The 12,866-nt window shown below is 68.5% G+C and carries 10 protein-coding genes; 8 read left to right on the top strand and 2 right to left on the bottom strand.

Annotation, left to right across the window (positions count from 1 at the left end; genetic code table 11):
* The first annotated feature begins 135 nt into the window (after nucleotides 1-135).
* The 4 genes from aceE (at nucleotide 136) to lpdA (ending at nucleotide 7,012) form a co-directional block, all read left to right on the top strand.
* Entirely contained in the window at nucleotides 136-2,844 is a 2,709-nt protein-coding gene (aceE, locus tag I8E28_RS11450; protein WP_200788190.1) for a pyruvate dehydrogenase (acetyl-transferring), homodimeric type, read from the top strand.
* A 63-nt stretch (nucleotides 2,845-2,907) separates the two neighbouring features.
* Nucleotides 2,908-4,593, top strand: coding sequence for a dihydrolipoyllysine-residue acetyltransferase (gene aceF / locus I8E28_RS11455; protein ID WP_200788191.1), 1,686 nt, complete (start codon nucleotides 2,908-2,910; stop codon nucleotides 4,591-4,593).
* 19 nt (nucleotides 4,594-4,612) lie between these two features.
* The gene (locus I8E28_RS11460; protein ID WP_200788192.1) at nucleotides 4,613-5,203 is read left to right on the top strand and encodes an Ntn hydrolase family protein; all 591 of its coding nucleotides are present in this window, start codon (nucleotides 4,613-4,615) and stop codon (nucleotides 5,201-5,203) included.
* A 24-nt stretch (nucleotides 5,204-5,227) separates the two neighbouring features.
* On the top strand, nucleotides 5,228-7,012 hold the full coding sequence (lpdA, locus tag I8E28_RS11465; RefSeq protein ID WP_200788193.1) for a dihydrolipoyl dehydrogenase: 1,785 nt from the start codon (nucleotides 5,228-5,230) through the stop codon (nucleotides 7,010-7,012).
* Between the two features lie 4 nt (nucleotides 7,013-7,016).
* Here the strand turns inward: lpdA and I8E28_RS11470 are convergent, their stop codons facing one another.
* Nucleotides 7,017-7,628, bottom strand: coding sequence for a C40 family peptidase (locus I8E28_RS11470; protein WP_200788194.1), 612 nt, complete (start codon nucleotides 7,626-7,628; stop codon nucleotides 7,017-7,019).
* A 43-nt stretch (nucleotides 7,629-7,671) separates the two neighbouring features.
* Here I8E28_RS11470 and I8E28_RS11475 point away from each other — a divergent pair, with 43 nt between their 5' ends.
* The gene (locus tag I8E28_RS11475) at nucleotides 7,672-8,811 is read left to right on the top strand and encodes a PQQ-dependent sugar dehydrogenase (RefSeq protein WP_200788195.1); all 1,140 of its coding nucleotides are present in this window, start codon (nucleotides 7,672-7,674) and stop codon (nucleotides 8,809-8,811) included.
* A gap of 6 nt (nucleotides 8,812-8,817) precedes the next feature.
* Here the strand turns inward: I8E28_RS11475 and I8E28_RS11480 are convergent, their stop codons facing one another.
* Nucleotides 8,818-9,459 (bottom strand): response regulator transcription factor, encoded by a 642-nt coding sequence (locus tag I8E28_RS11480; RefSeq protein WP_200788196.1) that lies wholly within the window; start codon nucleotides 9,457-9,459, stop codon nucleotides 8,818-8,820.
* A 154-nt stretch (nucleotides 9,460-9,613) separates the two neighbouring features.
* Here I8E28_RS11480 and I8E28_RS11485 point away from each other — a divergent pair, with 154 nt between their 5' ends.
* The 3 genes from I8E28_RS11485 to I8E28_RS11495 are packed head-to-tail and all read left to right on the top strand — an operon-like array spanning nucleotide 9,614 to nucleotide 12,818.
* A complete protein-coding gene (locus I8E28_RS11485) occupies nucleotides 9,614-10,264 on the top strand; it encodes a GGDEF domain-containing protein (protein ID WP_200788197.1) in 651 nt (216 codons plus the stop codon).
* A gap of 47 nt (nucleotides 10,265-10,311) precedes the next feature.
* A complete protein-coding gene (locus I8E28_RS11490) occupies nucleotides 10,312-10,914 on the top strand; it encodes an isochorismatase family protein (RefSeq protein ID WP_200788198.1) in 603 nt (200 codons plus the stop codon).
* 11 nt (nucleotides 10,915-10,925) lie between these two features.
* Entirely contained in the window at nucleotides 10,926-12,818 is a 1,893-nt protein-coding gene (locus tag I8E28_RS11495) for a propionate--CoA ligase (RefSeq protein WP_200788199.1), read from the top strand.
* The last annotated feature ends 48 nt before the right edge of the window (nucleotides 12,819-12,866 follow it).

Here is a 12,866-nt window from a genome sequence, read left to right on the forward strand (position 1 = left end):
GGAGCGGTTTCGGTGCCCTTGAAATCACATTGTGAAACGGCTGAGCACCATTTGAAACTGTGACCGTTGTATGCGACACTGCGACGGCCGCGCCCGGCGCGGACAAAATCACGGACCCCTCGAGGAGACAGCCCCATGTCAGCCCAACCTGACCGCCTGTTCGGCTCGGCCGCGAATGACGCCGATTCGCAGGAAACCCGCGAATGGCTCGACGCGCTCGGCGCGGTGATTTCGGCGGAAGGCCGCGAGCGCGCGCACTTCCTGCTCGAGCAGCTGCTCGAGGAAGCCCGCCAGCACGGCATCGACCTGCCGTTCTCCGCCACCACCGCCTACGTCAACACCATCGAGCCCGAGGACGAGGAGCGCTGCCCCGGCAACCTCGAGATGGAGGAGCGCCTGCGCGCCTACATGCGCTGGAACGCGATGGCGATGGTGGTGCGGGCCAACCGCATCCATCCGGAGGACGGCGGCGACCTCGGCGGCCACATCAGCTCCTTCGCGTCGCTGGCGACCATGCTCGGCGCCGGCTTCAACCATTTCTGGAAGGCCGAGACGCCCGAGCGCGGCCCCGACTGCCTCTACATCCAGGGCCACAGCTCGCCCGGCGTCTATGCACGTGCCTTCCTCGAGGGCCGCATCACCGAGGAGCAGCTGGTCAACTTCCGGCAGGAAGTGGATGGCAAGGGCCTCTCCAGCTATCCGCACCCGAAGCTGATGCCGGACTTCTGGCAGTTCCCGACGGTGTCCATGGGGCTGGGGCCGCTGATGGCGATCTACCAGGCGCGCTTCCTGAAGTACCTGCATGCACGTGGGATCGCCAACACGGAAGGCCGCAAGGTCTGGGCGTTCCTCGGTGACGGCGAGATGGATGAAGTCGAGTCGCTGGGCGCGATCGGCGTCGCGACGCGCGAGAAACTGGACAACCTGATCTTCGTCGTCAACTGCAACCTGCAGCGCCTGGACGGCCCGGTGCGCGGCAACGGCAAGATCATCCAGGAGCTCGAAGGCGAATTCCGCGGCGCGGGCTGGAACGTGATCAAGCTGATCTGGGGCAGCTACTGGGACCCGCTGCTGGCGCGCGACAAGGAAGGCATCCTGCGCAAGATCATGATGGACGTGGTCGACGGCGACTACCAGGCGATGAAGGCCAACGACGGTGCCTTCGTGCGCAAGAACTTCTTCGGCCGCGATCCGAAGGCGCTGGAGATGGTCTCGAAGATGAGCGACGAGGACATCTGGCGCCTCAATCGCGGCGGCCACGACCCGCAGAAGGTGTACGCGGCGTTCCATCGCGCGGCCAACCACAAGGGCCAGCCGACCGTGCTGCTGGTCAAGACCGTCAAGGGCTTCGGCATGGGCAAGGCCGGCGAGGGCCGCAACATCGCCCACCAGGCCAAGAAGCTCACCGACGACGACATCCGCGTCTTCCGCGACCGCTTCAACATCCCGATCCCCGACGAGAAGCTGCCTGAGCTGCCCTTCTACAAGCCGGAGGAGCACACGCCGGAGATGCAGTACCTGCACGAGCGGCGCAAGGCGCTCGGCGGCTACCTGCCGCAGCGGCGCGCGAAGGCCGACGAGCAGCTGAAGGTGCCCGCGCTGGAAGCATTCAAGTCCGTGCTCGAGCCGACCGCCGAGGGCCGCGAAATCAGCACGACGCAGGCGTACGTGCGCTTCCTGACCACGCTGCTGCGTGACAAGGAACTGGGCCCGCGCGCCGTGCCGATCCTGGTGGACGAAGCGCGCACCTTCGGCATGGAAGGCCTGTTCCGCACCATCGGCATCTACAACCCGGAAGGGCAGAAGTACACGCCTCAGGACCGCGACCAGGTCTCGTACTACAAGGAAGACCAGTCCGGGCAGATCCTGCAGGAGGGCATCAACGAAGCCGGCGGCATGGCCAGCTGGATCGCCGCGGCGACGTCGTACTCGACGAACAACCGCATCATGGTGCCGTTCTACATCTACTACTCGATGTTCGGCCTGCAGCGGGTGGGCGACCTGTGCTGGGCAGCGGGCGACATGCAGGCCCGTGGCTTCCTGCTGGGCGGCACGTCGGGGCGCACGACGCTCAACGGCGAGGGCCTGCAGCACGAGGACGGCCACAGCCACATCCTGGCGCAGACGATCCCGAACTGCGTGAGCTACGACCCGACGTTCGCGCACGAGGTCGCGGTGATCATGCACCACGGCCTGCAGCGCATGGTCGAGAAGCAGGACAACGTCTTCTACTACATCACCCTGCTGAACGAGAACTACCCGATGCCCGGCCTGGTGCCCGGCACCGAGGACCAGATCATCAAGGGCATGTACCTGTTCAAGCAGGGCTCCAAGGGCGCGAAGGCGTCGGTCAACCTGCTCGGCTCCGGCACCATCCTGCGCGAGTCGATCGCGGCGCAGGCGCTGCTCGAGAAGGACTGGGGCGTGTCGACCAACGTGTGGAGCTGCCCCAGCTTCAACGAACTGGCGCGCGACGGCCAGGACTGCGACCGCTGGAACCTGCTGCACCCGGCCGAGAAGCAGCGCGTGCCCTACGTCGCGCAGCAACTGGACACGCATCCGGGGCCGGTCGTGGCGTCGACAGACTACATGAAGTTGTACGCCGAGCAGATCCGGGCCTTCGTGCCCAAGGGCCGCAGCTACCGCGTGCTGGGCACCGACGGCTTCGGCCGCAGCGACTTCCGCAGCAAGCTGCGCGAGCACTTCGAGATCAACCGCCACTACGTCGTGGTCGCGGCCCTGAAGGCGCTGGCCGACGATGGCAGCATCCCGGCGTCGAAGGTGGCCGAGGCGATCCGCAAGTACGGAATCGCCGCCGACAAGATCAACCCGCTGTACGCCTGATCCAGGCCGCCTGAGCGCGCCGCCGGGAGGCGGCCCGAGAAGAACAACCAGGAGAACAAGCCCATGGCATCGGTCGAAGTGAAGGTCCCCGACATCGGGGACTTCAAGGACGTCGCCGTCATCGAAGTGCTCGTCAAGCCGGGCGACACGATCAAGCCCGAGCAGTCGCTCGTCACCGTCGAGAGCGACAAGGCCTCGATGGAGATCCCGGCGTCGACCGGTGGCGTGGTGAAGGAACTGCGCGTCAAGGTCGGTGACAAGGTGAATGAGGGAAGCGTGTTGCTGGTCGTCGAAGCGCAGGGCGCTGCTGCGGCTGTTTCCCCTCCCCCTCCGGGGGAGGGGAGGGTGGGAGCGCCCCCGGCGCCGGCAGCGGCTGTGCCGCCCCCACCCCAACCCTCCCCCGGAGGGCGAGCGAGCGAAAGCATCGAGGTCCGCGTGCCCGACATCGGCGACTTCAAGGACGTCGCCGTCATCGAACTGCTCGTCAAGCCCGGCGACACGATCGCGAAAGAGCAGTCGCTCATCACGGTCGAGAGCGACAAGGCGTCGATGGAAATCCCGTCCTCGGCGGCAGGCACGCTGAAGGAACTCAAGGTCAAGATCGGCGACAAGGTCAACATCGGGGACCTCGTCGCGATTCTTGAAAGCACCGCGACGAGCGCCCCTTCGGGCGAACTGACGTCCCCCCCGTCCCAACCCTCCCCCCCGAGGGGCGAGGGCGTCGCGCCCTCTTCACCTGCCGCTGCGACCACGGCTCCCGTTGCCGATCGCACGGCGCCGACCGCGGCGCTACCGCCGCACGAACCGACCTCCACCAACGGCCAGTTGCCCCACGCTTCCCCCTCCGTCCGCAAGTTCGCGCGCGAACTCGGCGTTCCCCTCGAGGAAGTGAAGGGGAGCGGGCCGAAGGGCCGCATCCTGCACGAGGACGTGCAGGCCTTCACCAAGGCCGTGATGCGTGGCGAGGCGAGCACCAAGGCCGCTGCTGGCAAGGGTGCCGGCGGTGGCGGCGAGGCGCTGGGCCTGCTGCCGTGGCCCAAGGTCGACTTCGCCAAGTTCGGCCCGGTCCAGCGCAAGGACCTGTCGCGCATCAAGAAGATCAGCGCCGCGAACCTGCACCGCAACTGGGTGATGATCCCGCACGTCACCAACCATGACGACGCCGACATCACCGAACTGGAAGCGTTCCGCGTGCAGCTGAACAGGGAAAACGAGAAGAGCGGCATCAAGGTGACGATGCTTGCTTTCCTCATCAAGGCCTGCGTCGCCGCGCTGAAGAAATTCCCCGACTTCAACAGTTCGCTCGACGGCGAGCAACTCGTCGTCAAGGAGTACTGGCACATCGGCTTCGCCGCCGACACGCCCAACGGCCTCGTCGTCCCGGTGATCAAGGATGCCGACAAGAAGGGCGTGCTGCAGATCAGCCAGGAGATGGCCGAGCTGGCGAAGAAGGCGCGCGACGGCAAGCTCGGCCCTGCCGACATGACCGGCGCGACGTTCACCATCTCATCGCTCGGCGGCATCGGCGGCCGTTACTTCACTCCCATCATCAACGCGCCGGAAGTCGCTATCCTCGGTGTCTGCAGGAGCCAGACCGAACCCGTGTGGGATGGCAAGCAGTTCCAGCCCCGGCTGGTCCTGCCACTGTCGCTGTCCTGGGACCACCGTGTCATCGACGGTGCCTCGGCGGCGCGATTCAACGCTTACCTGGGCAGCATCCTGGCGGACTTCCGCCGCGTGCTGCTCTGAGAAAGAAGAACAAGCAAGAATGACCACAGTCGTCGTCGTGAAGAAGGCCGGGCAGATCGCGATCGCCGCGGACACCCTGGTGACCTTCGGTGACACGATGCTGTCCAAGCGGTACGAGGACAACGCCAAGATCTTCCGCGTCGAGACCGACGCGGGCCCCAGCTACGTCGGCATGGCCGGCACCGTGGCGCACTTCCCGGTGCTGCGCAAGGCGATGGGCTCGATGCCGCGCGAGATCCTCCAGCTGAACAGCAAGGACGAGGTGTTCGACACCTTCACCAAGCTGCACCCGTACCTGAAGGACAACTTCTTCCTGCAGACCAAGGAAGAGGACAGCGATCCCTACGAGTCCAGCCAGTTCAGCGTCGTCATCGCCAACGCCAGCGGCATCTACGGGCTGTACAGCTACCGCGAGGTGTTCGAGTTCAAGGAGTTCTGGGGCATCGGCTCCGGACGCAGCTTCGCGCTCGGGGCCATGCACGCCAGCTACGCCAAGGCCAAGACGGCCAAGGAAGTGGCCGAAGCGGGCATCACGGCCGGCTGCGAGTTCGACCGCAACTCGTCGCTGCCGTTCGACGTCTTCACGCTGCGCGCCCGCGAAGCCAAGTAAGCGCCCGTGGGGCGAGGAGGGGCCATGAGCCTGGTCGAAGTCCGCGTGCCGGACATCGGCGACTTCAACGAGGTCGCCGTCATCGAATTGCTGGTGAAACCGGGCGACACCGTCCAGGCGGAGCAGTCGCTCGTCACCGTCGAAAGCGACAAGGCGTCGATGGAGATCCCGTCGTCGCATGCGGGTGTCGTGAAGGAGCTGAAGGTCAAGCTCGGCGACAAGGTGTCGCAAGGATCGGTGCTGCTGATGCTCGAAGCGCAGGAGGCTGCGGCGCCGGCGGCGCCCGCCAGCCCCTCACCGCAGGGCGGTGAGGCGGCCAAGCCGGCGGCATCCGCACCAGTGCCCGCACCTGTTGCATCCACCTACGCGGGCGGTGCGGATCTCGAGTGCGACATGCTGGTGCTCGGCGCCGGTCCCGGCGGCTACTCCGCCGCGTTCCGCGCCGCCGACCTCGGCATGAAGGTCGTCCTCGTCGAGCGTTACGCGACCCTGGGCGGCGTGTGCCTCAACGTCGGCTGCATCCCGTCCAAGGCGCTGCTGCACGTCGCCGCCGTGATGGACGAAGTGAGCCACTTCGAATCGCTGGGCGTGGCGTTCGGCAAGCCGACCATCGACCTCGACAAGCTGCGTGCGCACAAATCCAAGGTGGTGGGCAAGCTCACCGGCGGCCTGTCGGCGATGGCGAAGATGCGCAAGGTGACCGTGGTGCGCGGCTCTGGCAGCTTCGTCGACCCGCACCACGTGGCGGTCGAGGAGACGTCGGGGGACGGCCAGCAGAAGACCGGCAAGACGCAGACCATCCGCTTCAGGAACGCGATCATCGCGGCCGGTTCGCAGGCCGTGCGGCTGCCGTTCATGCCGCAGGACCCGCGCGTGGTGGACTCCACCGGCGCACTCGAGCTCGCCTCCGTGCCCAAGCGCATGCTGATCCTGGGCGGCGGCATCATCGGCCTGGAGATGGGCACGGTGTACTCGACTCTGGGCGCGCGGCTCGACGTGGTCGAGATGCTCGATGGCCTGATGCAGGGCGCGGACCGCGACCTGGTGCGCGTGTGGCAGAAGATGAATGCGCCGCGCTTCGACAACATCATGCTGAAGACCAGGACCGTCGGCGCCGAGGCGACCAAGGACGGCATCCTGGTTCGCTTCGAGGGCGAACAGGCGCCCAAGGAGCCGCAGCTGTACGACCTGGTGCTGCAGGCCGTGGGCCGCTCGCCCAACGGCAACAAGATCGGTGCCGACAAGGCAGGCGTCACGGTCACCGACCGCGGCTTCATCCCGGTCGACATCCAGATGCGCACCAACGTGCCGCACATCTTCGCCATCGGCGACATCATCGGCCAGCCCATGCTGGCCCACAAGGCGGTGCACGAGGCGCACGTGGCGGCCGAGGTGGCCGCGGGCGAGAAGTCGGCGTTCAACGCCCGCGTGATCCCCAGCGTCGCTTACACCGACCCCGAGGTCGCGTGGGTGGGCATCACCGAGGACCAGGCCAAGGCGCAGGGTATCGCTGTCAAGAAGGGCCTGTTCCCCTGGACCGCGTCGGGCCGCGCCATCGCGAACACGCGCGACGAGGGCTACACCAAGCTGCTGTTCGACGCCGAGACGCACCGCATCGTCGGCGGCGGCATCGTCGGCACCCATGCCGGCGACATGATCGGCGAGGTGGCGCTGGCCATCGAGATGGGCGCGGACGAGGTGGACATCGGCAAGACGATCCATCCGCACCCGACCCTGGGCGAGAGCATCGGCATGGCCGCGGAGATCGCGCATGGCACGTGCACCGACGTGCCGCCCCCGCGCCGCTGACGCGTCAGCGCGGCTGGGGGCCGCCCGGCTCCATGCTGGCGGCCACGGGTGCGGCCACGGGCGCCGCCGCCTGCCCGGGCAGCACGCGGCGCGCGCCGTCGAAGCGGCGCTGCCAGTAGCCGGCATTCATGTTCTCCACGCGGACTTCGGCGCCGGGCTTGGGCGAGTGGATGAACTTGCCGTCGCCGACATAGATGCCGACGTGGCTGAAGGCGCGGCGCATGGTGTTGAAGAACACCAGGTCGCCGGGCTGCAGGTCCTGCTTGGGCACGGCCTGGGTGGCGGCGGCCTGCTGCTCGGCACGCCGCGGCAGCACCAAGCCCACCGTCTGTTCGTAGATCGCCTTCACGAAACCGCTGCAGTCGAAGCCGCCGGTCTCCACGCTGTTGCCGCCGCGCCGGTAGGGCACGCCCAGGAAGCCCATGGCGGTGACCACGAGTTCGGACGTGGTCTCCGTGATGCGGTCACGCACCAGTCCCAGGCTCTCGCGCGCCGCGAGGCCCTTCTCGGCCAGGAACCGCTGCAAATCGTCGTCCTGCTGCTGGGCGGGCGCGGCCATCGCCACGCCGCAGGCGGCGAGCAACACGACAGCAGGGACCAACCTCAGCAGTGGCATGGGCGGCAGTGTCAGCGGATGTTGTTCGGGAGTCAAGCGAAGTATGTCGTGTAAACAATTGATTCGGCTTGCGTTTTGGCCCTTTCGGGCCTGGCTCGGCCGGGCCGCGGCCGGCCTCGCGGCGGTCACGCTGCTCCCGTCGGTGGCCTTGGCGCAAAAGGCGGAACCCGTCGCACGCGGCCTCGACCATCCCTGGGCAGTGGCCTTCGTCGACGGACGCTTCCTCGTGACGGAGCGGCCCGGGCGCCTGCGTGTCGTCGAAGCGGACGGCCGGCTCGGCCCGCCGCTGCAGGGCGTGCCGGGCGTCGCCGCGGGCGGGCAGGGCGGCCTGCTGGACGTCGTGACGGACAGCGGCTTCGCCGGCAACCGCACGATCTACTTCTGCTTCTCCGAGCCGGGCTTCGGCGGCAATTCGACGGCGCTGGCGCGCGCCCGCCTCAGCGACGACCGCAGCCGGCTGGAGCAGGTGAAAGTCATCTTCAGCCAGAAGCCCAAGGTGGCGAGCGCGATGCACTTCGGCTGCCGCATCGTCGAGACGCGCGACGGCCTGCTGTACCTCACGCTCGGCGAGCGCTACTCCCGCAAGGAGGACGCGCAGAAGCTGGACAACCACCTCGGCAAGGTCGTCCGGCTCACCAAGGACGGCGCGCCCGCGCCGGGCAATCCCTTCCTCGGCCGGCAAGGGGCGTTGCCGGAGATCTGGAGCTACGGCCACCGCAACTCGCAAGGCGCGACGCTCGCGCCGGATGGCCGCTTCTGGATGCACGAGCATGGCCCGCAGGGCGGCGACGAGATCAACGTGCCGGAAGCCGGCCGCAACCATGGCTGGCCGGTGATCACGTACGGCGAGAACTACGGCGGCGGCAAGATCGGCGAGGGCCTCGCGGCCAAGGCCGGCATGGAGCAGCCGCTGCACTACTGGGTGCCATCGATCGCGCCGTCGGGCATGGCGTTCCTCACCAGCGACCGCTACGGCCCGCAGTGGAAGGGCAACCTGTTCGTCGGCTCGCTGAAGTTCGGCTACCTCGATCGCATCGAGCTGGAGGGCGGCAAGGTCGTGCGCGAGACCAGGCTGCTGCAAGGCGTCGGCCGCGTGCGCGACGTGCGCCAGGGCCCCGACGGCCTGCTGTACCTGCTCACCGACGAGGACGACGGCAAGCTGGTGCGCGTGCTGCCGCAGTGAGCGTCGTCAGGGTTTGACCAGGCCCTTGCGCACGGCGTAGCGCGTGAGGCTGGCGATGTCGTTCAGCCGCAGGCGTTCCATGATCCGCGCGCGGTGCACGTCCACGGTCTTGGGCGACAGGCCGAGATCGAAAGCGATCTCCTTGCTGGCCTTGCCCTGCGCGATCAGCTTGAGGATCTCGACCTGGCGTTCCGTCAGTTCGTCGTTCGCGGTCGGTTCGGCCGGCTGCAGCAGCCGGTGCGCGATGGCCGGGCTGAAGTAGCTGCCGGTGGCCATCACGCTGCGGATCGACTGCTCGAGCTCGAACGGCGGCGCGTCCTTCATCAGGTAGCCGCAGGCCCCGCTGGCGACGGCGCGCTTGACGAAGTCCACGGTGTCGTACATGGACAGCACGAGCAGCCGGACTTCGGGGTGGCGCTCGTGGATCACCGAGATCGCGGCGATGCCGTCCATGACGGGCATCGAGATGTCCGTCATGACGACGTCGGGCGGAGCGGCGTCGACGAGGGCGACCAGTTCCTCGCCATTGCGGGCCTCGGCGACGACGTCGACGCCGCCCACCATGCCAAGCAGCGCCTTGATGCCGGAGCGCACCATGTCGTGGTCGTCCGCGAGCACCACGCGGACGGGTTCGTTGTCGGGTTTCATCGGGCCGGGCAGTGTAGGCCGACCGTGGCGACGGCTCGTTGCCTGTCGTAAGGAATTCCCCTAAGCGGGCACCAACCACATCCGCAAGCCCGCGCAACCCATCCGTGATGTCATTGCCGGGTTGCTTCCCCGTCCACGGACACCAGCAGTTCCCATGTCCGCCGACTTCGCCCCCACCACCCGGTTCCCCGTCTTCGGCGACGGGCCGACCCCGTCACCCACCCGCTTCCTGCGCTGGTTCCAGCGCCGCAGCGACCCGCTGCAGGACCGCCGCACCGGCCTGCTGAACCGCGAAGGCCTCGTGGCCCGCGCCGATGCCGTGCTGCGCTCGCGCAGCTGGGCGCGCGCATCGCTCGTCGTGCTCTCCTTCGACGACCTGCCCGAATCGGCCGTGCTGTGGGGCGACGCGGCCGCGAACGCGCTGATGCTGCGCATCGCGCACGCGCTGCGCCGCGCGGCCGGCCGTCGTGGGCTGGCCGCCCGCACGGGGCCGGTGCAGTTCGCCGTCCTGTTGCCCGGCCGGTGCCGGCAGTCCGCGATCGACGCCGTGACGGCGGTGCTGGGACAGCCCTGCCGGGTCGAACTCGACTGGCACGGCGAGGAACTGGTCTGCGTCCCGGACGTCGCCGCCGAAGTGTGGGAAGGCGAGGAAGGCGGCATCGCGCCGCTCCTCGAGCAACTGTGCGCATCGCTGGCGCGCCACCGGAACCGGCGCGCGCGGCACCACGACTTCATCCGCCGCGAGCGCGAGCGGCACTCGCGTCCCTTCGGCTGCTCGCAGGTCGACTCGCTTCCGGCGTCCTGAACGGCTCGCGGCGCGGCCGATAATCGCGGGTCCACAAGGGACCCACGATGCTGCTCGACGCCGATGATTGCCACCTCGTCCTCGTGGACGTCCAGCAGCGGCTGCTGCCGGCGATCGCCGACGCCGCCACCGTGCTGGCCAACCTGCAGCGGCTCGCCCGCGGCGCGCAACTGCTCGACGTGCCCTGCACGGCCACCGAACACAACCCACGTGGCCTCGGGCCGATGGACGCCACCTTGCGCCCATTCGCCGGGGCGGTCGTCCCCAAGATGTCGTTCAGCGCCGTCGAGGCGCTGCTGCCCCGCCTGCGCCCCGCCGTGCGACAGGCGCAGGGCAACGCCCGCAGCCTGCCCAAGCACCTGCGCAAGCCGGCCGAGGCCGCGCCCGAGGCGCCCGGCAGCATCGTGCTCGCCGGCTGCGAGACGCACGTGTGCCTGCTGCAGACCGCGCTCGAACTGCTCGACGAGGAATTCGACGTCTGTGTCGTCACCGACGCCTGCGGTTCGCGCACCGAGCGCAACCGCGACGCCGCGTTCGACCGGCTCGCCGGCGCGGGCTGCGAGCTGGTCACGACCGAGATGGTGCTGTTCGAATGGTTGCGCAGCGCGGACCACCCCGCGTTCGAGGACGTCCTGGCCCTGGTGAAGTGAGAGGAGACCGCATGGGTTACGCCGAGTTCTACCGCCGCTCCGTCGAGGAGCCCGATGCGTTCTGGGCCGAGCAGGCCCGGCTGGTCGACTGGAAGCAGCCGCCGCAGCGCATCTGCGACGACTCGCGGCCACCGTTCACGCGCTGGTTCGGCGGCGGCACGACCAACCTGTGCCACAACGCGGTCGACCGGCACCTCCAGGCGCGCGGCGACCAGCCCGCGCTGATCACGATCTCGACCGAGACCGATACCGAGCGAACCTACACGTACCGCGAACTGCACGCCGAGGTGCAGCGCACGGCGGCCGTCCTGCGCGAGCTGGGCGTGGGCCGCGGCGACCGCGTGCTGGTCTACATGCCAATGGTGGCCGACGCCGTGTTCGCGATGCTGGCCTGCGCTCGCATCGGCGCGATCCACTCGGTGGTGTTCGGCGGCTTCGCGTCGGTGTCGCTGGCCTCGCGCATCGACGATGCGCGGCCGAAGGTGATCGTCAGCGCCGACGCCGGTTCGCGCGGCGGCCGCGTCGTGCCGTACAAGCCGCTGCTGGACGAGGCGATCCGGCTCGCGTCGCACAAGCCGTCGGCGGTGCTGCTCGCGGATCGCGGCCTCGCGCCGATGGAGCGCGTGCCCGGCCGTGACCTCGACTGGGCGCCGCTGCGCGAGAAGCACCTGCACACCGAGGTGCCCTGTGAATGGCTGGACGCCAGCGAGGTCAGCTACACGCTCTACACGAGCGGCACGACCGGCCAGCCCAAGGGCGTGCAGCGCGACGTCGGCGGCTATGCGGTGGCGCTGGCCGCGAGCATGAAGCACATCTTCCAGGGCGAAGCGGGCCAGACCTTCTTCTGCGCCAGCGACATCGGCTGGGTGGTGGGCCACAGCTACATCGTCTACGGCCCGCTGATCGCCGGCATGGCGACCGTGCTGTACGAGGGCCTGCCGATCCGGCCCGACGCCGCGATCTGGTGGAGCATCGTCGAGAAGCACCGCGTCAGCCTGATGTTCACGTCGCCGACCGCGGTGCGCGTGCTGAAGAAGCACGACCCGTCGCACCTGAAGAAGCACGACGTGTCCACCCTGCGCGGGCTGTTCCTGGCTGGCGAGCCGCTCGACGAACCGACGGCGCGCTGGATCTCGGACGCGCTGGGCGTGCCCATCATCGACAACTACTGGCAGACCGAAAGCGGCTGGCCGATCCTGACGATCGCGAACGGGGTGGAGAAGAAGCCGTCGAAGTTCGGCAGCCCGGGCGTGCCGATGTACGGCTACCGCATCAAGCTGCTGCACGAGTCGACTGGCCAGGAACTCACGGGCGCCGACGAGAAGGGCGTGGTCGTGATCGAAGGGCCGACGCCGCCCGGCTTCATGCAGACCGTGTGGGGCGACGACGAGCGCTACGTGCGCACCTACTGGGAGAGCATCCCCGGCCAGCACGTCTACAGCACCTTCGACTGGGGCATCCGCGACCAGGACGGCTACTACTACATCCTCGGCCGCACCGACGACGTGATCAACGTGGCCGGGCACCGGCTTGGCACGCGCGAGATCGAGGAGAGCATCTCCAGCCATCCGGCCGTGGCGGAGGTCGCGGTGGTCGGCGTCGCCGACCAGGTGAAAGGCCAGGTGGCGATGGCCTTCGTCGTGCCGCGCGACCAGGGCGCCGTTGCCGACCCGCAGGGTGCGCTGAAGCTCGAGGGCGACATCATGAAGGTCGTCGACCAGCAGCTCGGCGCCGTCGCCCGGCCATCCCGCGTGCGGTTCGTCTCCCTGCTGCCCAAGACCCGCAGCGGCAAGCTCCTGCGCCGCGCGATCCAGGCCGTCTGCGAAGGCCGCGACCCCGGCGACCTGACCACCATCGAAGACCCCACCGCCCTCCAGCAGATCAAGGACCAACTGAACGCCTAGCAAGCCACGCTCCGCCCCCTCTCCCCCTCGGGGGAGAGGGATGGGGTG

The organism is Ramlibacter algicola, from assembly GCF_016641735.1.
GTDB lineage: Bacteria > Pseudomonadota > Gammaproteobacteria > Burkholderiales > Burkholderiaceae_C > Ramlibacter > Ramlibacter algicola.